This is a genomic window from Hymenobacter pini, from assembly GCF_020421205.1.
Classification (GTDB): Bacteria; Bacteroidota; Bacteroidia; order Cytophagales; family Hymenobacteraceae; genus Hymenobacter; species Hymenobacter pini.
This window is the reverse complement of the sequence record NZ_JAIZZH010000001.1, coordinates 1,060,838-1,085,303: the sequence shown is the minus strand read 5'-3', so window position 1 is coordinate 1,085,303 and position 24,466 is coordinate 1,060,838. Positions and strand designations below refer to the sequence as shown.

The 24,466-nt window shown below is 59.6% G+C and carries 21 protein-coding genes; 14 read left to right on the top strand and 7 right to left on the bottom strand.

The window, feature by feature from the left end; genetic code table 11:
- Positions 1-44: 44 nt before the first annotated feature.
- Both LF252_RS04535 and LF252_RS04530 read left to right on the top strand, forming a co-directional pair.
- Positions 45-455, top strand: coding sequence for a winged helix-turn-helix transcriptional regulator (locus LF252_RS04535; protein ID WP_226268083.1), 411 nt, complete (start codon positions 45-47; stop codon positions 453-455).
- A gap of 157 nt (positions 456-612) precedes the next feature.
- Positions 613-2,397, top strand: coding sequence for an ABC transporter ATP-binding protein (locus tag LF252_RS04530; protein ID WP_226268081.1), 1,785 nt, complete (start codon positions 613-615; stop codon positions 2,395-2,397).
- Positions 2,398-2,432: 35 nt separating this feature from the next.
- Here the strand turns inward: LF252_RS04530 and LF252_RS04525 are convergent, their stop codons facing one another.
- Entirely contained in the window at positions 2,433-4,514 is a 2,082-nt protein-coding gene (locus LF252_RS04525; protein WP_226268071.1) for a T9SS type A sorting domain-containing protein, read from the bottom strand.
- Between the two features lie 186 nt (positions 4,515-4,700).
- On the opposite strand from LF252_RS04525, the gene LF252_RS04520 reads away from it, so the two are divergent.
- The 3 genes from LF252_RS04520 (at position 4,701) to LF252_RS04510 (ending at position 7,364) form a co-directional block, all read left to right on the top strand.
- Complete coding sequence (locus LF252_RS04520) at positions 4,701-5,588, top strand: M48 family metalloprotease (protein WP_226268069.1); 888 nt, start codon at positions 4,701-4,703, stop codon at positions 5,586-5,588.
- A 137-nt stretch (positions 5,589-5,725) separates the two neighbouring features.
- Positions 5,726-6,544: a DNA-formamidopyrimidine glycosylase gene (mutM, locus tag LF252_RS04515; protein WP_226268067.1), complete on the top strand. Its 819-nt coding sequence runs from the start codon at positions 5,726-5,728 to the stop codon at positions 6,542-6,544.
- Positions 6,545-6,860: 316 nt separating this feature from the next.
- The gene (locus LF252_RS04510) at positions 6,861-7,364 is read left to right on the top strand and encodes a DUF5004 domain-containing protein (RefSeq protein ID WP_226268065.1); all 504 of its coding nucleotides are present in this window, start codon (positions 6,861-6,863) and stop codon (positions 7,362-7,364) included.
- Positions 7,365-7,455: 91 nt separating this feature from the next.
- Here the strand turns inward: LF252_RS04510 and LF252_RS04505 are convergent, their stop codons facing one another.
- Genes LF252_RS04505 through LF252_RS04495 form a run of 3 tightly spaced genes read right to left on the bottom strand, consistent with a single transcriptional unit; the run spans position 7,456 to position 9,447 of the window.
- Entirely contained in the window at positions 7,456-7,737 is a 282-nt protein-coding gene (locus LF252_RS04505) for a hypothetical protein (protein ID WP_226268062.1), read from the bottom strand.
- A gap of 18 nt (positions 7,738-7,755) precedes the next feature.
- Positions 7,756-8,037, bottom strand: coding sequence for a hypothetical protein (locus LF252_RS04500; RefSeq protein ID WP_226268061.1), 282 nt, complete (start codon positions 8,035-8,037; stop codon positions 7,756-7,758).
- Positions 8,038-8,046: 9 nt separating this feature from the next.
- Positions 8,047-9,447 carry a radical SAM protein gene (locus tag LF252_RS04495; RefSeq protein WP_226268051.1) on the bottom strand — a complete coding sequence of 467 codons (1,401 nt, stop codon included), beginning with the start codon at positions 9,445-9,447 and terminating at the stop codon, positions 8,047-8,049.
- A gap of 153 nt (positions 9,448-9,600) precedes the next feature.
- Here LF252_RS04495 and LF252_RS04490 point away from each other — a divergent pair, with 153 nt between their 5' ends.
- The gene (locus tag LF252_RS04490) at positions 9,601-10,470 is read left to right on the top strand and encodes a bestrophin-like domain (RefSeq protein WP_226268049.1); all 870 of its coding nucleotides are present in this window, start codon (positions 9,601-9,603) and stop codon (positions 10,468-10,470) included.
- A gap of 55 nt (positions 10,471-10,525) precedes the next feature.
- On the opposite strand, the gene LF252_RS04485 is transcribed toward LF252_RS04490, so the two are convergent.
- Positions 10,526-11,290, bottom strand: a complete 765-nt coding sequence (locus LF252_RS04485) for a prolipoprotein diacylglyceryl transferase (protein WP_226268047.1) — start codon at positions 11,288-11,290, stop codon at positions 10,526-10,528.
- 222 nt (positions 11,291-11,512) lie between these two features.
- Positions 11,513-12,541 carry an SDR family NAD(P)-dependent oxidoreductase gene (locus tag LF252_RS04480; protein WP_226268045.1) on the bottom strand — a complete coding sequence of 343 codons (1,029 nt, stop codon included), beginning with the start codon at positions 12,539-12,541 and terminating at the stop codon, positions 11,513-11,515.
- Positions 12,542-12,761: 220 nt separating this feature from the next.
- Here LF252_RS04480 and LF252_RS04475 point away from each other — a divergent pair, with 220 nt between their 5' ends.
- Positions 12,762-13,232, top strand: a complete 471-nt coding sequence (locus tag LF252_RS04475; protein WP_226268721.1) for a hypothetical protein — start codon at positions 12,762-12,764, stop codon at positions 13,230-13,232.
- A gap of 98 nt (positions 13,233-13,330) precedes the next feature.
- Here the strand turns inward: LF252_RS04475 and LF252_RS04470 are convergent, their stop codons facing one another.
- The gene (locus tag LF252_RS04470) at positions 13,331-14,101 is read right to left on the bottom strand and encodes a sulfite exporter TauE/SafE family protein (protein ID WP_226268043.1); all 771 of its coding nucleotides are present in this window, start codon (positions 14,099-14,101) and stop codon (positions 13,331-13,333) included.
- Between the two features lie 65 nt (positions 14,102-14,166).
- Here LF252_RS04470 and LF252_RS04465 point away from each other — a divergent pair, with 65 nt between their 5' ends.
- The 7 genes from LF252_RS04465 to LF252_RS04435 all read left to right on the top strand — a co-directional run bounded on the left by LF252_RS04465 (position 14,167) and on the right by LF252_RS04435 (position 24,383).
- Entirely contained in the window at positions 14,167-14,814 is a 648-nt protein-coding gene (locus LF252_RS04465; RefSeq protein ID WP_226268041.1) for a CatB-related O-acetyltransferase, read from the top strand.
- Between the two features lie 67 nt (positions 14,815-14,881).
- The gene (locus LF252_RS04460) at positions 14,882-15,949 is read left to right on the top strand and encodes an LLM class flavin-dependent oxidoreductase (protein WP_226268038.1); all 1,068 of its coding nucleotides are present in this window, start codon (positions 14,882-14,884) and stop codon (positions 15,947-15,949) included.
- A gap of 309 nt (positions 15,950-16,258) precedes the next feature.
- Positions 16,259-18,553 (top strand): catalase/peroxidase HPI, encoded by a 2,295-nt coding sequence (gene katG, locus LF252_RS04455; RefSeq protein ID WP_226268036.1) that lies wholly within the window; start codon positions 16,259-16,261, stop codon positions 18,551-18,553.
- Positions 18,554-18,800: 247 nt separating this feature from the next.
- Positions 18,801-21,296 (top strand): TonB-dependent receptor, encoded by a 2,496-nt coding sequence (locus LF252_RS04450; protein ID WP_226268033.1) that lies wholly within the window; start codon positions 18,801-18,803, stop codon positions 21,294-21,296.
- Positions 21,297-21,409: 113 nt separating this feature from the next.
- Positions 21,410-22,666 carry a PepSY-associated TM helix domain-containing protein gene (locus LF252_RS04445; protein WP_226268032.1) on the top strand — a complete coding sequence of 419 codons (1,257 nt, stop codon included), beginning with the start codon at positions 21,410-21,412 and terminating at the stop codon, positions 22,664-22,666.
- 87 nt (positions 22,667-22,753) lie between these two features.
- Positions 22,754-23,794, top strand: a complete 1,041-nt coding sequence (locus LF252_RS04440; RefSeq protein WP_226268030.1) for a bile acid:sodium symporter family protein — start codon at positions 22,754-22,756, stop codon at positions 23,792-23,794.
- A 139-nt stretch (positions 23,795-23,933) separates the two neighbouring features.
- A complete protein-coding gene (locus LF252_RS04435; protein WP_226268028.1) occupies positions 23,934-24,383 on the top strand; it encodes an ankyrin repeat domain-containing protein in 450 nt (149 codons plus the stop codon).
- Positions 24,384-24,466: the final 83 nt, after the last annotated feature.

The following is a 24,466-nucleotide window of genomic DNA, read 5'->3' as shown; positions in this document are numbered from 1 at the left end:
ATGTTGTATACTTACATAAAGTAAGTACGCACAAAAAGGTAAGTATGAAAAAAATCGAACTAGCTCCTGCGCCGGAAGCCGTTACGCTTACGGAAAAGATGCGACGCGGCGACTTATTGTCCGCCGCCTGCCCCTCACGCACCGTAATGAAGCACATTACCAGCCGTTGGGGCGTGCTGGTATTGATGGTGCTGGATGGCGAAACCCGGCGCTTCAGCGAGTTGCGTCGCCTGATTGGAGGCGTGAGTGAGCGGATGCTGGCTCAAACCCTGCAGTGGCTGGAAACCGACGGCTTGGTGCGCCGCTTGGCCTTTGATGTGGTGCCCCCGCACGTGGAGTACAGCCTCACGCCCCTGGGCCAGCAGGCAGCCCAGCACGTACGCAGCCTCGCCGACTGGATTGAAAGCAGCGTACCGGCCATTCTGCAACACTGGAATAAAACTTCCGCCAGCTAGCCTCTCACGCCGTACTCAGCTTTTCTTCAACTCATTACACCGCGCTATAGCATGATATTGATGTGGGTAGAGCGGCGCGTGAAAGCACGGTTTTAAGCCTAGCGAAAACCTTCCGGGGGGTTTGCGGCTTGTGTGCTCTCTCCTCTCTCTGCCGCACATGAAACTTCTATACAGCTACCTGCGCAATTATTGGGGGCTGCTGGCCCTGGCGCTGCTCCTGGCCGCCATCAACCAGATTTTCAGTCTACTCGACCCGTTGATTCTGGGCAAAATCATTGACCGGTATGTGTCGCCGGCGCTGAAAACAACCCAATCACCCACCTTCTGGCAGTTTCTTACCGGCGGGGCGGGCCTCCTGATTTTGCAGGCCTTAGGCGTGGCCATGGTGTCGCGTATTGCCAAGAATTTCCAGGACTATTACACCAACGTCATCACCCAGCGACTGGGAGCGGCCCTGTACTCTGATGGGCTGCGGCACTCCCTAGAGCTACCGTACCAGGTATTTGAGGATCAACGCTCGGGCGAAACCCTGGGTAAGCTCCAGAAGGTGCGTACCGATGTGGAAAAGCTCATTCAAAGCTTTATCAACATCCTGTTCATCTCGCTGGTGGGCATTGTGTTCGTGACGTGGTATGCCCTGAGCGTGTACAAGCCCATTGCGCTGGTATATTTCCTGACCATTCCGCTGCTGGCTACGCTGAGCTTGTTTCTGAGCCGACGCATCAAGGCTATTCAGAAAACTATTGTGGCTGAAACCACGGCCCTGGCCGGCTCCACCACCGAGAGCCTGCGTAACATTGAGCTGATCAAAAGCCTAGGTTTGGCCCAGCAGGAAACCCAGCGGCTGAATGCTACTACGGACAAGATTCTGAAGCTGGAACTCAAGAAGGTGCGCTACCTCCGCTCCTTATCGTTTGTGCAGGGCACGTTTGTGAACCTGATGCGCAACGTGATTCTGCTAATGCTGGTGTTCTTAGTGGTGCAGGGCGTGATTCTGCCGGGCAAGTTCATCACGTTCTTCTTCTACTCCTTCGCCATTTTCGGGCCGCTGCAGGAGTTGGGTACCATTATCAACGTGTACCGCGAAACGGAGGCATCCTTGGCCAACTATCAGCAGATTCTGGACACGCCTAAGGAAGTAAAGCCTACGCACCCCCGCGACATTGGCCAGATTCGGACCCTGGAGTTCGACAACGTGCATTTCCAGCATCTCACGGCGGCCTCACCCGCCCTCGATGGCATTAGTTTCCGCACCGAGTTGGGCCAGACCATTGCCTTCGTGGGCCCATCGGGCTCGGGCAAAACCACGCTGGTAAAGCTGCTGGTAGGCCTGTACCCGCCAGCCCGTGGCCGCATTCTGTACAACGGTGTGCCCGGCAAGGAGCTGGATCTGGATGTACTGCGCGAGCAGATTGGCTTTGTAACCCAGGACACCCAGCTGTTTGCCGGCACCATCCGGGAGAACCTACGCTTTGTAGCCCCCACCGCCACCGACGAGCAGTGCTTGCGCGCCCTGCGCCAGGCCGCCGCCGACTCCCTCCTGGCCCGCGCCCCCCAGGGCCTTGATACCGTAATTGGGGAAGGGGGCGTGAAAGTATCCGGCGGTGAAAAGCAGCGCCTCAGCATTGCCCGGGCTCTGCTGCGCCACCCCACTCTACTCGTATTCGATGAGGCTACCTCAGCCCTGGACTCGCTTACGGAAGAGGAAATCAGCCAGACCGTGCGGGAGCTGTCCGGCTCTCGTCAGCACATCACCATCCTCATTGCCCACCGCCTGAGCACCATTCTGCACGCTGACCGGATTTTTGTGTTGGAGCGCGGCCACGTGGCCGAATCGGGACGGCATGAGGAGCTGTTAGCGCAAGGCGGCCTGTACTATGCCATGTGGCGGCAGCAGATTGGCGAGCGGGAAGTACGCCGAACAACCGCACAAAAAGCCTGAGCCAGCGGCGGAAAAGCCTTATGCTGCATACCTAGCTACTGTTTCACTACGCGCACCCGGCCGCGGGGACCCGACTGCGGCTGCCATTCGAGCACGTACACTCCCGGTCGGATATTCACTGTGGGCAGTGATACTTCGGCCGAGCCGGCAGTTACGGTCTGACGCTGCTGCAGGCGGCCGGCCATATCAAACAGCCGCAACTCGCCAGCCACTGGCACGGGCAGCTGGATGCGCAGCTGGTCGGTGAACGGGTTGGGGTAAGCACTGAAAGTAGCTGCGCCGCTGACCGGACCTACCTTTGCCACTGCAGAATACTGCTGACTACCGTCGGTATCTATTTGGCGCAGGCGGTAGTAGTGCTGCATACCTGGGGCCGCTTGGTTCAGGTAGCGGTACGTGCGGGGCATGGTGCTACTGCCGGCGGCCGGCAGGCGCGTGAGCTCCTGCCATTGCCCGGTGGGGTCCAGAGTAGTTTCCACCGCGAAATAGGCGCTGCCCAACTCGGCAGCTGTTTGCCAGCGTACCTCTACCTCAGTCCCATTTCGTTCAGCTGTGAAGCTGAGCAGCGTAACGGGCAACGGGACGGCCGCCGCCAAGCGGGCATACGCTGGGTTACCGCAGCGCGGGGCGGTAAGGCTGAACTCTATTTCGGCAGCGGCCCCGGCTACATCGTTGGTAGCGTTGAGCACCCGGTTCTGGGTGTTGGCGGCAATGGCGTAGTGCATTACGGCACCGGGTTTGATAATGTGACCCAGCTGAATCCCGTGGCCCTGTTCGTGCAGGACTACACTTTCAAAATCAAACTGCCCACCCGTAGGCGCAGCCGGGCCAAACTGCCAGTTTCGCTCCCCGTCAAAAATATAGTCGGTACCCGTGAGTACCCAGTTGATGGCGCCGTTGCTGGAGCAGCCGGAGTAATACGAGTATGTAACGCCCAGTACGCCCGTAGGCAGCTCCGTCGCGTCGTCGAAGCTCACCACGTTCACATTGTCGTCGCTGGCATTAGTGTTGATGGCAGTAGTAGCAGCGGCAACAATCCGGTTAGCCCCTACCCCGTTGCGCCACACCGCCAGGGCCCGCCCGAACGACGCTACTGCGGCCGTGTTGGCAGCAAATGCCTGATTATAGGTGAGCGTGTAGCCGCCCGCCCCATTCGTACCCACCATAGCCACGGGGTATGCGTTATCCTGATAATTCACATTTGCCAGCGCGTAGTTTACAGTTAGCGCCTCCGGGCTGAGGGCAGTGGCTCCCCCAATAGTCAGCTGAATTTTACCGGTGCCGGCCGGCCCGGCGTTGTTCATACTTGTGCCCGGTACCCGCACCCGAATTTCCGTGTCTGACCAACTCAGATAATCAGTGGCTAGGGGCACCACGTAGGAAGTGCCGCCGTTATTGGCGTTGCTGAATCCCACGGTGCTGCTACCTTGGGTAGCGCCAAAACCGGACCCGGTAATGGTAAGCACCGTGCGGGTACCCGCCGTAACGGTAGCGGGGCTAAACCCGCTGATTGTAGCTGCAGCACCCGGCCGGCTGGCCTGCTGCAGGCGGGCTTCGAGCGGAGCATTAGGCCGTACCAGGCGGAAATTCTGGTTAGTCAGGCTCATCAGTTCAGGGTACAGCTCAGCCGGAATAGAATTGTAGCGCCGGAAGGGGTCGGAGGCGGTGGCCGTACCCAGGTCGTAGCGCAGTAGCCCCTGGGGGCCGGCTACCAAGCGGTAAGTGCCCGCCGCGGTGGGGTTAGCCTCCAGCAGAAATACCGCCTGCTCCCCGGCCGCCAGCACCGGCTCATTGGATACTTCTTCGCGCCGGAGCCCTACCGTGCCCCCTAGCGTTTGCAGCGTAAGCGTCCCGGCCGGCAGGCTCCCCCGAAATACTTTAAATACCTCCAGTGCGTTGAGAGTTACGATGTGGTTACCGTCGTTCACACTGCGCACGTTTTGTACCCAGGCCTCCACCACTAGCGGCGCCTGCGCAATTCGTTGGGCGAGTGGCACAGGTTCCAGCAAGCAGGCCTCCTGGGCCCGCAACGGCTGGAGCGCCAGCCCGCTGAGCAGCAACCACAACAGTACGCTAATCCGTCGGAACCCTTCCCGCATCAATTGTGTTTTTTTCATGAGAGACGAAAAAAATCAGATTTCTCCCCACCTACCAAGTGCAAGGTCTGGCGCAATATCTTAAGTAATTAATATTTGCAAAACAACCGCAGAACTTCGGTTTAAGTTCGTTTTTTCTTAAAGCATGGCTTGCGTACTTTCGGCAAGGTAATTGCCACGTCAATAGTTCCTAAAAAGCACTTTTCCATGAACCACCTTCGCTTTTTTCGCCGCTTTGCAGGCTTGGTGCTTGCCGGGTGGCTCGGGCTAGCCTCCACTTCGCAGGCCCAATCAACCACTGGCCAGCGCGACGTACTGCGCGAAATCACCGACGTGGTGGGCCTGAAACCCCGCTTCCAGCTTCGCGCTACTTCTCAGGTGCAGAACGCTGCGGCCGTGGTGTACGGTGGCCAGCGTTACCTCTTATATAATCCGCAGTTTGTGGCCGCCGTAAACCGGGCCGGCCGCACCGACTGGGCCGGCATCAGTATTCTGGCGCACGAAATGGGTCACCACCTCAATGGGCACACCTTGCGCCCCGGCGGCTCCAACCCCGCCGACGAGCTGGAAGCCGACGAATTCTCGGGCTTCGTGCTCCGGAAGATGGGCGCCAGCCTGGCCGATGCCCAAGCCGGCATGGCTGTAGTATCCGATGATGAGGCGTCTCCAACCCACCCTGGCCGCCGCACCCGTCTCACGGCCATCAGCGACGGATGGCTGCGGGCCAACCAGCAGATTGTGGCCAGCAACCGCGTGGTGGCCCCTTCGGCTACTCCGGCTGTATTGGCCAACCGCGCCACTGCTCCGGTGCGCACCGTGGCCGCTACTTCAGCCTCGCCGGTGAGCGTGCTGGGTAAGATTACCTTCCGCGACAATCCGGGGGAGGATTACTACATCACCAACCGCTTGAGCGTGGTGCGCCTGGACCCCGCTGAGCGCACGGCCCAGGTGGTAGGCCGCCTCACCCGCTCCGAGAGTGTAAACTACCCGTATGTATTAGTAGATGGGCAGCAGCGCCGTCTGTACATCAGCCGGACAGGTAGCATCTTCGATACCAACGGCCGGCAGGTAGCGTCCCTCTCCGACCCTTCCTAGCCTTACTTAGCACTTTACACCTGCCGGCCGGCTTCCTGCTTAGGGAGCCGGCCGGTTTCTTTTTGTCCAGCTTCAACCCTTGAGCTTCGGGGCTCGTTGGGTTGATACTCAATCTTTATTCATCAACTACCCTACTAATGCCCGAATTACCCGAAGTTGAGACCTACCGCCGCTTTCTGGATGAACTGGTAGTAGGCGAAACTATTACCGCGTTTGAAGTGCTGGATGCCCACGTGCTGGCTATGGATGCCGCCACGTTGCAGATTGCGTTGGTAGGCCAAACGATTACGCGCACTTCCCGCCTCGGCAAAAACTGCTTTTTGCACTTGCCCGACGGGCGGGTACTGGTGCTGCACTTCGGCATGACCGGCGACGTGGGGGCCTACCGTGACGAGGCCGACCGGCCCCGCTTCACGCGGGTGGCCCTGCATTTGGGGTCGGGACTCTGCGCGGCCTTTATTGACCCACGCAAATTTGGCCGTATTCGGCTGGCCGATGGGGTGGCGCAGTACCAACAGGCCAAAAAGCTAGGACCCGATGCCTTGGATATTACGACTGAGCAACTGCAGAATGCTCTGGGCAAGCGCAAAACGCTGATAAAGCCCCTGCTGCTGGACCAGCACCTTACAGCCGGCCTGGGCAACTGGATTGTGGATGAAGTGCTGTTTCAGGCCAAAATCAACCCGGAGCGGGTGGCTGCCTCGCTCACACCGGCTGAGGTGCGCCGGCTGCACAGTGCCATTCAGCTGGTGTTGCGCACGGCCATCGAGCATGAGGCCAACTACCGGTATTTTCCGGCCAGTTTCCTCATTCACGCCCGCGAATGGGATGATTCCGCGACTCCCGGTACCGACAAGCACCACTACTGCCCACGCCACTCCAAGACCGAAATTGTAAAAACCTACGTAGGCGGGCGAGCTACTTATACGTGCCCAGTTTGCCAACCGACATTTTAAAGTCAAAAAAGTACTATTGCCACTTCTAACAGGCCAACCCGGTTGCCGGGTTGGTCTGTTACATTTTTCAAGGATTTAACAATCAAACAATCAAGAAAATACGCCAATTATATAACTTCTTAGATACTTCATTGGAAGATACGACCAAATTGCGCAACTACCTGAACCAGCATGATTTATAATCAGTTAGATTTGCACACCGGCAGTCGAAGGCAGCCGAAGTAGTAGCGAAGTTGGACGTTTAATTGTGAGGCTCATGCCGCAGATGTACTACGCCGAAAAGCGTGTTGTTGCACATTCACCAAAACCCGTTTTCATGAAGAAACTGCCCGTATTCCTGAGCTTGTTGGCAAGCACCCTCGTGTTTGCATCGTGCGAGAAAGAGATTGATGAGATTAAAGACCCCGCCCAGGAAGTGGCAGCTGCCGCTGCAAATGTTCAATCGAAACCGGAATTGCTGGCTGCCAGCCCCTGGCACCTTACCGGCCTAACGCTTACCACCACTACCCCCGGCGCAGCCGGCACTCCTGACGTAGACCTGCTGCCCCGCATGAAAGCCGCTCAGCGCGACAATCTGCATACCTTTAAAGCCGATGGCAGCTACGTGCTGGACGAGGCTCAGCTGAAAACCCACCCGCAGGCTCCCCAGCAAATCAATGGCTCCTGGAAACTGGCCGGCGATTCGCTCACCATCAGCCAGCCGGATGTAACCCGTCATTTCTTCGTAGAGGAGCTCACCACCACCACCCTGCGCGTTAAGCTGACGCAGAAAGGCGAACAGGGTGCCTCCACTACCTACACTTCCGTATTCTCGCGCTAAGCGCCTCCCTGATTTCCGACCACCGTTCATAATGCAACACGGCCCCGCTGGTTTCAGCGGGGCCGTGTTATTTTTCCTTGGCAAGGGAAAGCTAAATCTTGCCCAGCCCTCCCAGCATGAACATGGCTGCGCACGAGCCAAACCCAATTAGAAATACCAGCAGGGCACTGAGGAAATACGAGGCCGGTCCGCGCCGGAAGTGCACAATGCCCAGCACTACGTTTACCAACGCCAGGCCCAGGTACACCACCACAAACAGCACCACCGTGGAGCCATCGGTAGGCTTGGCCAGCAGGCCCAGCACCACAGCCGCGCCCAACACCGCCAGCAGGTTGTTGCGCAGGATACGGGAGGTAGATGGCTTATCGGACATAGCTTTCGGGGTTAGGGTCTAGTGGTTGATGTGCAGGTTAGAGAGAATCAGGGCGCAGGTGCCCAACCCGAGCAGGGCTACCACCAATCCGGAAACCACCAGCACCTTACCCAGCTTTTTGTGGGTACCAAACAGCAAGACAATTCCCACCAGCACATTCAGTACCGGTAAGGCCAGCATGCCTGCTATGCCACCCAACCCGCCCAATACGAGCAGAGCCGCAAAGTTGGCAGCCACCACTAAGCCTAGCAGCTGGCCCGTTGATTTTTCGGGTGGTGTTGGTTGCTCCGAGGGTTCCATACTATCAAGTTACAGCACCGGAATATCCCGCAGCACCTCCAGTTGTTGCTGTTTCTGCTCGTCGCGGTAGAGCATGTTCATGGTTTCGAAGGGGATAATCTTAAGGTCTTTGCTCACAATATGTACGCAGGACTTCTTGATGGCGCGCACGTCGAAGTTCCAGGCATCCATAAACTGCAGGATGATGATGCGGAACAGATTGTCATAGCCCAGATTGGGGGCCTGCACCTGCGGGAGACAGCACAACAGCTGGTTCATTTCGGGCAACACGGTATCCACGGTGTTGGCCGTGCTGAACAGCTTGAGCAGGTGCTGGCGCAGGCGCGGGTCCCGCTCGTACACGATAGTGTTGCCGGTGCTCTGCAGCAGGTCGGCGGGGTCCACGTAGCGGGTAAGCGGGAATACTTCTCCATCCAGCTTCAGGGCGTAGGCCATGGCCAGCGCATCGGGGTTGCAGGGCACGGGCAGCAGGTCTTCGGCCGTGAAGACGGAGCTTTGGTCGATGATACCCTGCCGCACTTCGGTGAGGCTGAGCCGGTCGGTGGCGGGGTCGAAGTGCTCGAGGCGGCCGGCAGCCTGGGTAGGCTGGAACGTGACGCCGCGCACGCACTTCTGCTTCAGGGCGAAGTCGATGATTTCGCCCATTTCATCATCATTGAGGCCCTTTTGTAGCGTGACTACCAGCGTGGTGCTGAGGTTGTACTTGTTGAGGTGCTCCAGGGCCTGCAAGCGTACCTCACGCAAGTCGCGCCCGCGCATGTTTTCCAGCACCTCTTTCCGGAACGAATCAAACTGCAGGTACACCTCGAAGGCGCCGGCGTAGGTAGCCAGCCGGGCCACAAAGGCTTCGTCTTTGGCCAGCCGCACACCGTTGGTGTTTACCATGAGGTGCTTGATGGGCTTGCGCTTGCACATATCCAGAATTTCCCAGAATTGCGGATGTAGCGTGGGCTCCCCGCCGGATATCTGCACCACGTCGGGCTCCCCTTCATTGAGCACCAGCACATCCACCATGGCCTCTACCTCCTCCAGGGTGCGGTGCCGGCCATTCAGGGGGCTGCTTTCGGCGTAGCAGGTGGGGCAGGTGAGGTTGCAGCGGTCCGTTATTTCGATGACGGTGAGGCAGCTGTGCTGCTCGTGGTCGGTGCAGAGGCCGCAGTCGTAGGGGCAGCCGTAGTGGGTGGCGGTGTTGAAGCGGCGGGGTGTTTCGCTGGGCTTCACGTAGTTGCGGATGCTCTTGTAGTACTCCACATCGGTGGCCACGAGCACCCGCTGACGGCCGTGCTCGGGGCAGCGCTTGAGCATGTACACGTTGCCATCTTCAAACACAATCTTGGCTTCCACCCGCCTCAGGCAGTACGGGCACAGGCTCAGGGTGAAGTCGTAGTAGGTATAGGGACGTTCGGGCATAGAATAGGGGCTGTTGCAGCCAGAAGAGAGGTGGCCTGAAGGTCTTATAATTTTTCAAAATTCCCGCATAGCCCTGGCCGGGGTGGCAACCAAACTCAACAGTTTACGGTATCATACCGCCTCCTGCATCCTTCTTCCCCTCATCTTCTACCAATGGAACCTAGCCCGTCCTGGGAGGCCGCGTTGTATTCCGTGGACTCCTCTTTGCGCTACATGCTTTGGCTTTACGAAATTCCTACCTGGCTGCTGGCTCTGCTGATTATTGGCGTCACGCTGCTGATTTCGCTGGGCGGGCTGTACCTAGCCCATCGTCGGCTACACACCAGCTCCGTCAAAACGCTGATTGATAACGGTACAGTAGGCTGGTTTTTTTCGGGCGTGACGGTGCTGTATGGCCTTACGCTGGGCCTGCTCACCGTCGCTACCTGGCAGAACTACTCGGGGGCCTCGGAAATTGCATCTCAGGAAGCGGCGCAACTGGCGGTGCTGTACCGTGACCTGAGCGGTTACCCCGACAGTGTGGGCCGGCCCCTCCAGCGCGAACTGCGCGAGTACACCGAGTTTATTGTGCAGAAGTCGTGGCCGGCCCAGCGCCGGGGCATGGCCAACGACGCTGAACGGGCCGTTTTAACCGATTTTCAGCTGCAGTTGCTGCGCACCAATGTGCAAACGCCCGCCCTGCAGGTGCTGCATGGGGAGGCCATTGGCACCTTCAACCGGCTGGTGGAGTTGCGGCGGCAACGCATTGAGAGTATTGGCAATGGGGTGCCCGGCGTGCTGTGGTTCGTGGTGCTGCTGGGCGCCGTCATCACCATTGTATTTTCCTTCTGCTTCGTGGTGGAGAATTTGCGCTTCCACGCATTACTAACGGGCCTATTGGCGCTGATGGTGGCCCTCATGATTTTCCTCATCGTCGCCCTCGACCACCCCTACCTCGGGGACGTGAGCGTGACGCCCGACGCTTACCAGCTGGTACTCGATAAGGTGATGGTGCCGCTCAACACTCTGCCCAAAGTGCCGTGATAAAGCCCGGACCGGTGAATGAATCGGTCCAGACTTTGAATCTATCGGAATGCAATCAGGCGTAGGCCTCTTGCGGAACGGGCTGTCGGCCGCGCAGGAACAACCACGCGTAATACCCCAGCCCGGCCACGCAGGCCCACTGAATGGCGGTGAGGCCCCAGCCGGTGGGCGCGGGCGTGGGTTTGAGGAACTCCACCAGCAGGCGAAACACTAAGTATCCCACCATAAAAAACCGGAAGCGCCAGCCATTGGGCAGGGGCCCGCGGCGCTCCAGCAGCCAGAGCGTCGCCCCAAGCAAGAGCAGCCAGCCAATTTCGTAGAGGTTGGTAGGGTGGCGCTGGATACCGTCGCCGAAGTTGATGGCCCAGGGAAGCGTGGTAGCCGTGCCGAAGGTACCGTCTTCAAGGCCGGAGAAGTGGCAGCCGAGCCGGCCGATGCACATGCCCAGGATGACGGGGTACACCATCAAATCACCGCTGGAAGTGGTAACACCGAGCTGCTTTTTGGTTAGCTCCACCCCTACCAACCCGCCCAGCAGCCCGCCCACAATGGTTTTGTTGGTGAAGTAGTACAGCCAGCCGCCCGGCGGGTGCACGAGCAGCTCCGGGTGCTCCAGCAACCCCAGCACCCGGGAGCCCAGCAACGCCCCGGCTGCGCAACCCACAAATATCCACAGGCGGTTATCCTCCGAAATCGGGTCGTGGGTGCGGCGGCGCAGGTACTGGTACATCCGAAACCCAATTGAATAGGCCAGCACCTCCAGCACCAAGTGCACCGGCAGCGTAAGCGGCCCTAGCGAAAGATGAACAGGATAGATCAAATGAGTTGCCGGTTGTTGGCGGCAAGTATACGAAGAACCCTACTCCATCTCAGTAGCACGTCATTCCGAGCGAAGGCAGAGCCGCAGCCGAGAAATCTCGCATGCTGACGTCAGAATACTATTGCAACATCAGCACGCGAGATGCTTCGACTACGCTCCGCTTCGCTCAGCATGACGTTCTATATTATACTGGCTACTCACTATTGGCTATTCGCACCAGCTTCACCGTTCGTTGTTTTCCGCTTCTGCGTGGCGGGTGAGGGTAGTAAGCGATGAGCGGGTTGCGGCCGACTCGGCCTCGTAGCCGTAGCGTCGCTCGTTGCCGAGGTGACGCTCGGTGGGACCAGGCAGGGCCCGGTTGGCCCAGCTGAGCAAATCGGCGGTGGTGCCGGGCAGCAGGCCGTGGAAGCCCGCCAGCAGCTTGGCCGGTAAGCCCAGAATTACTTCCGCGTCGCCGCGGCGGCAGGCATTCCAGATTTCGCGCCCGGCCTGCTCGGCATCCATGGAAATAGCCGGCAACGAATCGGCAATGCTGAACCAGGCGTACTCCTTTTGGTGCTGGCCTTTGATGGTGGCGTTGCGGGGGCTACCCGTGCGCATCAGGCCGGGGCACACGGTGGTTACCTGAATGCCATACTGCAACAGCTCGGCCCGGAAGCCCTCCGACAAGCCTACTAAGGCAAATTTGCCGGCGCTGTAGGGTACCAGGTGGGGCACAGCCACCTTGCCCCCCACCGAGGCAATATTTACAATCCGGCCTTCGCCCCGACGGCGCATATCCGGCAATACTGCCTGCATGGCGTGCAGCGGGGCCCAGAAATGGACTTTCAACGAATCCTCGTAGTCACGCACCTCCATGTGGTCGAGGGCCCCCACGCTGATAACCCCGGCGTTGTTGATGAGCACGTCAATAGAGCCCAGGCGCTGCTGCACTTCGGCTACCAGGGTGCGCACTTCGGTGGCTTCGGTCAGGTCGCGGGCCAGGGCCAGCACCTCGGCACCGTCGGCGGCCAGCTCCTGCCGGGCTCGTTCCAGCTCTTCGGCGTCGCGGGCGCAGATGGCTACTTTAGCCCCTTCGGCCACCGCTTGCCGGGCCAGAATCAGCCCCAGCCCCCGCGAGCCGCCGGTAATGAGCACCACCCGACCAGCCAAATCATACGAGCCGCGGCGGTGCACGTAGAGCGTAGCGGCCAGCAAACCGATGGCGCTGGCAGCGGCCACCAACAGGGAGTTACGAGTATCAGACTTCATACCAAGAAGGATTAGGGGGAGGAATGCAGTGTTGTAAGGGAATGCCCGCTGAAAGGTTACGCCGTATATATCCGGCCTAACGAATATTTTTCTGCTTACCGGGGAATAGAACTGCCTGTTCCGGCGTTGTGACAGTCCGTTTCCCAAAAACTGGCACCATCTTTACTGTTGCAAACCCACCCCGGCAATTGTCGCCGGGTTCGTTTTTGTTGCTTTTCCTATGAAGATTTCTCTGCTAGCGGCTCTACTAGCTCTGACTGCGGCTCCTGCGGCGCTAGCCCAAACGGCCCCTCGCCCCAAACCTGCCGGCAAGCCGGCCGCATCTGCCAGCCGTCCGGCGGCACCCGTCCTCAATGAGCAGCAAATTGCGGCTCGGGCCAATGCTCTTACAGACAATATGCAGAAGGCCTTGGGACTGAACCCACAGCAAATCGAGAAGGTGCGCCAAATCAACCTGATTAGCGTGCGGGGCGTGGAAACTGCCCGCCAAACCTACCGCCAGGACGTGCGCAAAATGGGCGCCGTGGTGGACGACATCGGGCAGTCGCGCCTCGAAATGCTCAAAGAAACCCTGACGCCGGCCCAGTTTGACAAGTACCAGCGGAAGCGGGAAGAAAAAATGGGTGTTCCGAATACGCAAGGCGCCCAGGGCACTGCCGCTCCCGGCCTGCCCAACCGCTACGAGGAATAGCGTCACCGAACCAGAAGGCTCATCTTTCAAACAGACAGCCCCTGACGAGAAATATCGTCAGGGGCTGTCTGTTTGAAAGATGAGCCGAGTTTCTGCATTCAGGAAGTTACCATCTGCCAGCCCAGCTTCAGGATAAAGGCACTGACTACCACCAGAAACAGCCCCCGCACGAAGCCGGTACCGTGGCGCAGGGCCAGGTGCGCCCCCAGCGTGGAGCCAACAATGTTGCTGATGGCCATGGGTACCGCCACCGCCCACAGAATCTGGCCGGTGTAGGCGAAATAGGCCAGCGCCGCTAGGTTGGTAGCCACGTTTACCAGCTTAGCCGAGGCCGAGGACGTAATGAAGTCGTAGCCAAACAGCCCCACGAAGGCAAACAGCAGAAAGGAGCCCGTGCCGGGGCCGAAAAACCCGTCATAAAACCCGATAGTCATACCTACCAGCGCGCCGTAGAGCGGCTCGCGCTGGGGTGGCAGCTTGGGGGCGTGCAGGGAGCCAAAATCCTTGCGCCAGAAGGTGTAGATGGCAATTACCACCAGCAGCCCCAGCACCAGCTTGGGCAGCAGTTCCTGCGGCAGTTGGCTGACCACCCGCGCCCCCAGAAACGAAAACGTACCCGCTACTACCGCCGCCGTGCCTACCGCCCGCCACCGGATGGGCACCTGCCCGGCGTAGCGCCGCAGCGCCGCTGCCGTGCCCATCAACGAGGATACTTTGCCGGTCCCCAGGATGGTAGGTGTGGGAGTGCCTTTCAAGAGCAGCAACATGGCGGGCAGCTGAATGAGGCCGCCGCCGCCCACAATGGCATCTACTAAACCAGCCAGAAAGGCCGCGCCGCACAGCAGGGCCAGGGTAATCACAGAAATCATAGGCCGCGAAGGTACACTGCGGGCCAGGGAAAACCGCCTACTTTTAGGACCTTACCCTGCTACTCATGACTGGTCCCGACCCGGCTACCCTGCATCCCCTGCCCCACCACCGCAAGCTGGTGTTCCTCAAAAACCTGGTAACCCGCCCCACTATTCTGGTGGGCGACTATACCTATTATGATGACCTCGACGACCCGGCTAACTTCGAGCGAAACGTACTCTACCACTTCGATTTCATCGGCGACCGGCTGATTATCGGCAATTTTTGCGCGTTGGCCTCGGGGGTGAAGTTTATTATGAACGGCGGCAACCACGAAACGGCACCGGTTACCACCTTCCCGTTTGCTATTTTCGGGGGTGGTTGGGAAGCAGCTATGCAGGGGCAAACTGTGGCGGAAAAATACCCCTCCAAGGGCGACACCGTGGTGGGCCACGACGTCTGGATTGGGCACGAGGCTACCATCATGCCGGGCGTGCACATCGGCAACGGGGCCATAGTAGCTACCAAAGCCGTGGTAACGCGGAATGTGCCGGCGTATGCCGTAGTGGCCGGCAACCCCGCACAAGTGGTGCGGTACCGCTTTGATGAGCCTACCATTGCCCGCCTGGAAAAGCTGGCATGGTGGCATTGGCCCGTGGAGAAAATTACCCGCCACCTGGCTTTGCTCAACGCCCCGGAGCCGAACATAGCCGCGCTGGAACAAGCGGAATAACCGGCGGCCCGGTAGGCATGCCAGACTGGCTGTAAACTAACCCGCCGGCCCGGCGGTTATAGCAGCTATGAATTCCACTGACTCCACTTCCCCGACTATACAACTCAGCGTGCTCGACCAGTCGCCGGTGCCGCTGGGGCGCACGCCGCAACAGGCGCTGCAGCACACCCTGGAGCTGGCCCGCCTGACGGACCGAATGGGCTTTACCCGCTTCTGGGTATCAGAGCACCATAACACCCGCACGCTGGCTGGCTCTTCGCCGGAAGTGCTGCTGGCCCGGCTGGGGGCCGAAACCCAGCGCATCCGGCTGGGTTCGGGTGGGGTGATGCTGCCCCACTACTCGGCCCTGAAAGTGGCCGAAAACTTCCGGCTGCTGGAGGCCCTTTACCCCGGCCGCATCGACTTGGGCATTGGCCGGGCCCCCGGCACCGACCGGATTACGGCCCACGCCCTGAACCCCCACAACGCCTTCCGCGACGAGGATTTTGCCGAGCAGCTCATGGACCTGCGGGCTTTTCTGCGCGACGAAGTGGTGGAGGACACTATCCACGCCAAAGTGAAAGCCGCTCCGTTTGTGGATGCGGTGCCGGAAATGTGGCTGCTAAGCTCCAGCGGGCAGAGCGGGCTGTTTGCGGCCCACGTGGGCGCGGCGTTCAGCTTCGCCCACTTCATCAACCCCAACGGTGGCCCCCGCATGGTGCAGACCTACCGGGAGCGGTTCCGGCCCTCGCCCGAACTGGCGGCACCCCAGGCCAACGTAGCCACCTTTGTGGTATGCGCCGATACCACGGCCCACGCCCAAGCCCTGGCTGATAACCTGGCCCTGCAGATGCTGAAGCTGGAAACCGGCCAGTTCACACCCATCGAAGCCGTTGAAACGGTGAACGTCCGCCACCTCTCGGCCGATTTGCAGGCCCGGCTGGCGTACCACCACACCCGCATTGTAAGCGGCACGCCCGATAAAGTGAAGGCTGAGCTGGAAGCCCTGGCCGCTTCCTACGGGGTGGATGAAGTAGTAGCTGTAACCATCACCCACGACTACGACGACCGGCTGCGCTCCTACGAGCTGCTGGCCGATGCCTTTGCCCTGCCTCAGCAAGCCGCGCCGGCCGTCACGGCGGCCCGGTTTGTGTGAGTAGTTAACGTATTTTAATTCGCCCTTATAACGCCCCGGCCGCTGAGCCGGGGCTTTTTTTCTTATAGCCCAGTTGCATTCAATCCTTTATGCTGAGCAAACGCAGCAGCGGGCTTTCAGGCAGAAGAGTGGAGCTCAACAATGCCCGAATTATGTATGAATGATGTACCCCCGAAGCTGAACAATTCGCGTACAGTTGAGCCGCTTGGCCTGTTTCCGCAAACCCGAATCCATCTTTTCTTCATACTCAAGGCTTTACGTTAGGCCGTTCGCGCTGCTTTCCTTTTACCCTCAATACGCTCCCCTGCTATGCTGCACATCAACCACGACAAAACTGACACCAGTAGCTTCGAGATGCTCGGTAAGTGCCCTTTCGGCGGCGACCGGATCGGCGGGGCAGAAGGCACCCCACCCACACTGTCGGACTGGTACCCCAACCGGCTGCGCACGGAGGTGCTCAACCAGAACAGCCCGCAGGCCAACCCGCTCGGCCCGGACTTCGACTACGCCGCCGCCTTCAACAGCCTGGATTACGAGGCGCTGAAGCAGGAAATCAAGGCCTTCCTGACCACTTCGGTGGACTGGTGGCCTTCGGACTACGGCAACTACGGCCCGCAGATGATCCGGATGGCCTGGCACTCGGCCGGCACCTACCGCATTGCCGATGGCCGCGGCGGCGCGGGGCAGGCCATGCAGCGCTTCGCCCCCATCGAAAGCTGGTGGGACAACGGCAACGTGGACAAGTCGCGGCGCCTGTTGTGGCCCATCAAGCAGAAGTACGGCAGCTCCCTCTCCTGGGCCGACCTCATCGTGCTGACCGGTAACTGCGCCCTCGAAATCATGGGCTTCCCCACCTACGGCTTCGCCGGGGGCCGCGAGGACGCTTGGGAGGCCGATAATTCGACGTATTGGGGCCCGGAGGTAATCCATGACCTGCGCACCGCCGAGGCCCCCGACAAGATGGTGAACCGGGACAAGCGCTGGCGCGGCCGCAACGGCGACGCCGACTACGACCTGGAAAACCCGCTGGCCGCCTCGCACCAAGCCCTCATCTACGTGAACCCCGAAGGCCCCTACGCCGATGGCGACATCATGGGCTCGGCCCGCGACATTCGGGTGGCCTTCACCCGCATGGCTATGAACGACGAGGAAACCGTGGCCCTGATTGCCGGCGGCCACGCCTTCGGCAAAAGCCACGGCATGGTGCCCTCCGCCAAAATCGGGATGCCGCCCGAAATTGCGCCGATGGAGCAGATGGGCCTGGGCTGGCACAACCCCGTGGGCTCGGGCAACGCCGAACACACGATGACCAACGGCATCGAGGGTAGCTGGACTCAGAACCCGACGCAGTGGGACAACAGCTACCTCGAAAACCTCTTCAACCACGAGTGGAAGCAGACGCGCAGCCCCGCCGGCGCCCTGCAATGGACGCCCGTGGACGACAACGCCCCGCGCACGCCCGACGCACACATTCCCGGCAAAACCCACGCGCTGATGATGATGACCACCGACCTGGCGCTGAAGGAAGACCCCGAGTACCGCAAGGTGTGCGAGAAGTTTCTCAATGACTTCGACGCCTTCACCCAGGCCTTCTCCAAAGCCTGGTACAAGCTCACCCACCGCGACATGGGCCCCCGGGAGCGGTACCTCGGCCCCGAAAAGCGCGTGGAAGACGACCTGCTCTGGCAGGATCCCATCCCCGCCGCCGATTACACTGTTATCGACGCGGCCGACGTGGAAGCACTGAAAAAAGACATTCTGGCCCTGGGCGTGTCGAATTCGGATCTGGTCTTCACCGCCTTCTCGGCCGCCGTCACGCACCGCCACAGCGACAAGCGCGGCGGCGCCAACGGCGGGCGCCTGGCCCTGGCCCCGCAGAAAGACTGGGAAGTAAACCGCCGCACGGTGCCCGTCATTGAGAAGCTGCGCTCGGTGCAGCAGCAGTTCAACGAGCAGGCCGGCGGTAAGAAAGTCTCGCTGGCCGACCTCATCGTGCTGGGCGGCTGCGCGGCCCTGGAAAAAGCCGCCGCCGATGCCGGCGTGCCCACCGAGGTACCCTTTACCCCCGGCCGCCGCGACACCACTCAGGAGCTGACCGACGTGGAAATGTTCACCTGGCTCAAGCCCGTGGCCGACGGCTTCCGCAACTACCTCGACGCGGATTTTAGCCAGCTTGCGCCGAAAGTGGCTCCCGAGGAGCTGTTCCTCGACAAAGCCCAGCTGCTCAGCCTCACCGCCCCCGAGTGGGTAGCCCTGACCGGCGGCCTGCGCGCCATGAATGCCAACTACGACGGCTCCGACCACGGCATCTTCACCGACCGCGTGGGCGTGCTCACCAACGACTTCTTCACCGTGCTTACCAGCACCGATTTCGAGTGGAAGAAGGTGGACCCGCACGGCTACGTCATGAGCCTCAACGACCGGAAAACCGGCCAGAAACGCTTCACCGCCACCCGCGCCGACCTCGTGTTCGGCTCGAACAACCAGCTGCGGGCTGTGGCCGAGGTGTACGCCGGTGCCGACGGGCATAAGCGCTTTGTGCAGGCTTTCGTGAAAGCCTGGGACAAAGTGATGATGCTGGACCGCTACGATGTGAAGAGCTAAGCAGCCCTACTCCTCCTCCGTTACAAACTGCCCGACTCCGCCAGTGCGCGGGGTCGGGCAGTTTGTTTTATGCCTATGATTCCGAGTTGACACTGACATTCACATACCAATACGAGTCTGTAACTCCCTAGTAATCAAAGCTCAAATTCACTATATAGATTTTTTCTAAGCTACTGTTTTGAATCTATCTAAATAGAGCCGAGCTTTGCATTGTTTTAAATCAATCTAAACAAGCTTCTCCGCTCTGATGGCCCGTCCGCTACCTCTCCTGCTTCTCCTTTCTCTCACAACCACCGCACCCATCGTTTCCAACGCTACTGTTAGCAAGCTGCACAACGGCGGCGACGACACGGCCCAGCGGGGCCGCCTGACGGGCCGGGTGCTGGATGAAAAAGGACAACCAGTAGAAGGCGTAATGGTAGCGCTAAAGGGCACGTCGTTCGGTACTACTACTAACGCCGATGGCAGCTTCCGCCTCTCGGCTCCAGCGGGCACGTATCAGCTGGTGGTGAGCAGCCTGGGCTACGGCACGCAGGAAACTGCCGCAACCGTTGTAGCCGGCGAAACTACTATTCTGCCGGCTTTCACCGTGCAGCAAACCCAGCAGCAGCTCAACGAGGTGCGCGTAACCGGCAGCCGCAGCCTCAACGAGCGGCCCGTGGCCGTGGGCAAAGTAGCCATTGCCCCCCTCGACCTGCCCCAGAGCACCTTTACCGTAGAGCGCCAGACACTAGAGCAGCAACAAGTGCTACGGGTGAGCGACGTGCTGGCCAACGTGAGCGGCGTGTATGTGAGCGGCAACACGGGCGGCTACCAGGAGGAAATTTCGGGTCGGGGCTTCACCTTCGGCAGCAGCAACACCTTCAAGAATGGGGTGCGCTACAACAACAGCATTCTGCCCGAAACCAGCTCCCTGGAGCGGTTTGAGGTGCTGAAAGGCAGCAACGCCATCCTGTACGGCAACGTGGCCGCCGGGGGCGTGCTGAATCTGGTAACCAAGAAGCCCCGCTTCGAGTCGGGCGGCTCCATTGGCCTGCGCGTGGGCAGCTACGACTTCTACAAGCCCATGCTGGACGTGTACGGGGCCGTAAACGGCAGCGAGCATGTAGCCTTTCGGGTGAACACCACCTACGAAAATAGCCGCAGCTTCCGCAGCGAGGTGAAGGGGGAACGGTTTTACGTGAACCCCTCCCTGCTCTTCAAGATTGGTAAAAAGACGGATTTCCTGCTGGAAGGCGACTATCTGAAGGACAACCGCACGCCTGATTTTGGGGTAGGTGCCATCAACTACCGCATTCCGGATGTGCCGCGCGGCCGCTTCTTAAACACTGACTGGGCCAACATCGGTACGGAGCAGAAATCGGCTACGGCTACGCTCACGCACCACCTCAACGATACTTGGCAAGTGCGCGGCGTGGCTGCCTACCAAGGTTTCAGCAACAACCTGCGTTCCGCCGCCCGCCCCAGCAGTGTCCGCGACTCGGTGGACGTTTACAGCGGGGTGGATAAGAGCGGCAAGCCCATCAAGATAATGACCGGCACCCCGGCCTTGTACGGCAACCTAGTGCGCAACCTGCAGGCCAGCGAGGCGAAGGAGGACTACTTCCTGGGCCAGCTAGATGTAACGGGCAAGGCGCGCACCGGCTTCCTGAAGCACACGGTGCTGGTGGGCATGGACGCCGATAAGTACAACACCCGCTCTATTGCTTACAACGCCATTGTCAAGTATGATTCCATTAACGTATTTGAGCCAAGCCGCTACCCCGAGAACAGCACCGTCCCAAACTTCACCCGCAACACCCGCACCTATGCACCTATCCGCCGGGTTGGGGTGTATGTGCAGGACCTCATCGAAATTACCGAGAAGCTGAAACTGTTGGCCGGTGTGCGCTACAGCTACCAGGAAACTGGCAACCAGCGCTATACTTACGCTACCGCCAAACAACCCGCTTCCCTGAGCCTGAGCAAACGCTACGACGACGCCTTCTCGCCTCGGGTAGGTTTGGTGTACCAGCCGATCAAAACCACGTCGGTTTTCGCCTCTTACGCTAATTCTTTCAACACCAACGCTGGCACGGATAATACCGGGGGTGCTCTGCCACCTTCTCTGATTGACCAGTACGAAGTGGGCGTGAAGTACGAGCTATTTAACGGCCTGCTTTCAGCCAATCTCACGGGCTACCGCATCGTGAATAGCAACCTAGCCCAAACGATTCTTGCTGACGCACCTAATTATAACATCAATATACCAGCAGCGCAGGAGCTGGCCGGCGAGGTAACCAGCAAGGGCATGGAACTGGATGTGCAGAGCAAACCCATGCAGGGCTGGTCGCTGATTGCGGGCTACAGCTACAACCGCACCACCTACACCAAGAGCAACGTGTACACCGTGGGCAGCCTGCTGCGCTACAACCCCAACCACACGGCCAATGTCAGCGTGTTTTACACCTTTGATGGGGGCGTGCTGAACGGGCTGAACCTGGGTGTAACCACCCTGTACATTGGGGAGCGGCAAGCCGGCCGCAGCACTCGCGGCAACATAGTGAACGACAACTATCGCCTGATTCCGCTGCCCGCCTATACCCAGCTCGATGCCTCCGTGGGCTACACCTACGACCGGCTGAGCCTGCGCATGAAGCTCTCGAACGTGCTGAACAAGCTTAGCTACAACGTGCACGACGACAACAGCGTGAACCCCATTGCCCCGCGCCAGTTTGCCGCTACCCTGGGCTACCGCCTGTAAATCAGTTGAGTGAGAAAGTGATTTTGTGAGTGAGAAAACCCGGAAGCTACTGGCTGCAACCAGTCGCCTCCGGGTTTTTGAGCCACATTACTAATCTTGTGTTTTTCTGCGCTATGAAGACTTTTTTCCGCAACATTCACCTCTACCTCAGCCTAGTTTCGGGGTTAATTATTGCCGTGGTGTGCCTGACGGGCGGCATCCTGGTTTTTGAAAAGGAGCTGGAACAAGCCTGGCACCCTGCGCGGTATTTTGTGCAGGCCGCCAGCACGCCCGCCCTGCCCCTGGCCCGCCTCCAGGAAGCCGTGAAGGCCTACAAAGCTGACGCCAAAATTGCGGGCGTGAAAGTGTACGCTGACCCGACCCGCACCGTGGAATTCAGCCTGGCCGGTGGCCCCGAAGGCGGTAAAAAGCCGGAAGGTGGCGGGGCCAAAACCGCCCGCCCCGTGGAAGGCCGTAGCCGCCGGCCGGAGGGCAAGCGCGAAGACGGTGTCGGCAAGGCAGTGAAAGGGGGCAAGGGCGGTGAAGGCCGCCGGGGCCCGGTGGTTTTCGTGAACCCTTACACAGCCGCCGTTACTGGGGAGCTGAACTACCGCGAAACCGTGTTTTTCACCGTCATGGCCCTGCACCGCGGTATGGTGGGTGGGCCGGTTGGCAAGCTCATTGTGGGCGTGAGCACGCTCCTGTTCCTGTTCATCATCGGTACCGGTATTGTACTGTGGTGGCCGGCCAGCCGTAAAGCGGTGAAGCAGCGGCTGAAAGTGAAGTGGAGCGGGGGCTGGAAGCGCCTCAACCACGATTTGCACATCGTGCTGGGTTTTTACTCGGCGCTGTTCCTGTTCGTGTTTGCGTTTACGGGGCTGGCTTGGTCGTTTGAGTGGTTCAACAGGGGCATTTTCGCCGTTACTAACTCCCCCATGGAGCGGCCGGAGCCGCCGGTATCAGCAGCTCCGGTAGTTGCGGCTCCTACCGGGGCCCTCACCGCCGATGCTACCTTGGCCCGCGCCCGGCAACTAGCTCCCTTGGCTGTTTCCTATGCGTTGCAGCTTCCCAAAGACTCCGTTGGCAGCATCCGGGTAGTTACCCTGCGGCCCAATGCGGTGTACGAAAACGCCACCGATGAAGTGTACCTCGACCAGTACTCGGGCCAGGTGCTGCGCCAGCAAACCTACGAGCAGCGCAACCTGGGCCAGCGCGTACGGGGCCTGTTCAAGCCCGTGCACACGGGCGCCATTTTCGGCTGGCCCTCGAAAATCATTAGCCTGATTGTGTGCATGTTGGGTTTCACCTTTCCCATCACCGGCCTTGTTCTGTGGCTGAACCGCTTGAAAAAGGAGCGGAAGAAGCTGCGCCGCGTGGCGGTGGCCGCCTAGCCTAGCGTTTAACCTTCCAACGGCTGCAGCCGTACGTTTCCGGAGCGTCGGGCTACACTTTAGCCCGACGCTTTTATTTTGCCCGGTATGATTCAACCTTCCTCTTCGCCTGCCTCACCCCTACCTCCTTCCGAAAACCGCCTGATTGCCTTGTTGCGCCGGGCCGGCCTGCTCGATTGGTTTCTGCTGGGGCTGCTGGGAATGGTGGTACTGGCGTATTTCTTTCCGGCCGTAGGCAGCAAAACCAGCCCCATTCCGTGGAAAGCCATAACCACGGCCGGGGTAGCACTAATTTTCTTTTTTTACGGCCTGCGGCTGAGCCTTGATAAGCTCAAGGCCGGTTTGCGCAACTGGCGGCTGCACGTGGTAGTGCAGCTCATTACGTTCGTGGCATTTCCAGTGCTGGCCCTGGCGGTGCGGCCGTTGTTTGATGGGCTGAAAGGCCAGCAGCTGTGGCAGAGCATCTTCTTTCTGTGCGCCCTGCCCAGCACAGTGTCGTCGTCGGTGGTGATGGTGAGCATGGCCCGGGGCAACTTGCCAGCGGCCATTTTCAATGCCAGCATCAGCAGTTTGCTGGGCATTGTGCTCACTCCGCTCTGGACCAGCCTGTTCCTGCAAACCTCCGCCGACGGCGGCCATCTCTGGAGCCTGGCCGTGAGCCTGCTCTGGCAGGTGATAGTGCCGGTGGTGGCGGGCGTGCTGCTCAACCGTCGCTTCGGGGCGTTTGCCGAGCAGCACAAGGGCGCGCTGCGCATTTCCGACCAGGTGGTGATTCTGCTGATTGTGTTTACCGCTTTCTGCGAGTCTTTCGAGGAAGGCATTTTCCGCAGCTACGCCGCCCGCGACGTAGCCCTGCTGGCTCTGGGCATGGTGGGCTTGTACCTGGCCATCTTTGGGGTGGTGTGGATGCTGAGCCGGCTGCTGGGCTTCTCCCGCGAGGACCGGATTACCGCCTTATTCTGCGGCTCCAAGAAGTCGTTGGTGCACGGCAGTGTAATGGCCAGCCTGCTGTTTCCCGGCATGGCCGCAACCGGGTTACTGCTGTTGCCCCTCATGCTGTATCACGCGCTGCAAATTATCCTGGCCAGCATGATGGCGCAGCACATGGGACGGCAAGTAGAAGTATAGTGCAATTTATTTATTCAGTGCACGTACGCTACCAGTTCTGCCAGTATCACCACAAAGGATGATGCACTGGAATTGGGATATTCCGGCAAGCTGGGTGTATCTTTGAGTTTGCTCTCCCTCTTCGCGTGTATTTCCCGGCATGAAAAAACTTCTTCTCGGTTTCGCTCTATTTTTCGCAACCGTAGCTGCTGCTCAGGCTCAAACCCCAACTCAGAAAGTATACACGGCCGTAGTGAAAAACCAGGCCGCCGCCGTCGAGGCTTTGCTGACTGCCGGCGCTGATGTGAATGCCACCGTGGAAATGATGCCGGGCTTTCCCACCACGTACCTGTTTCTGGCCGCCGAAAACGGCCATCCTGAAGTGGTGAAAACCCTGCTTAAGCACAAAGCCCAGGTTGATAAGCCGGACTCATTCGGGGCCACTCCCCTGATGGCGGCGGCCGCTAAGGGCAACTTGGAAATTGTGCAGGCTCTGCTAGCCAGCGGCGCCAACACCAAAGCCAAGGACAAAGATGGTAAGGATGTGCTGGCCAATGCCAAAGAAGGCGGCAATGCAGAGGTGCTGAAACTGCTTCAAAGCAAACAATAGCACTTGCACTTTAGGTATATACAACGGGCCCGGCAGTATTGCCGGGCCCATTGTTTTATGGGGTATGTACCGCATACCTCGGC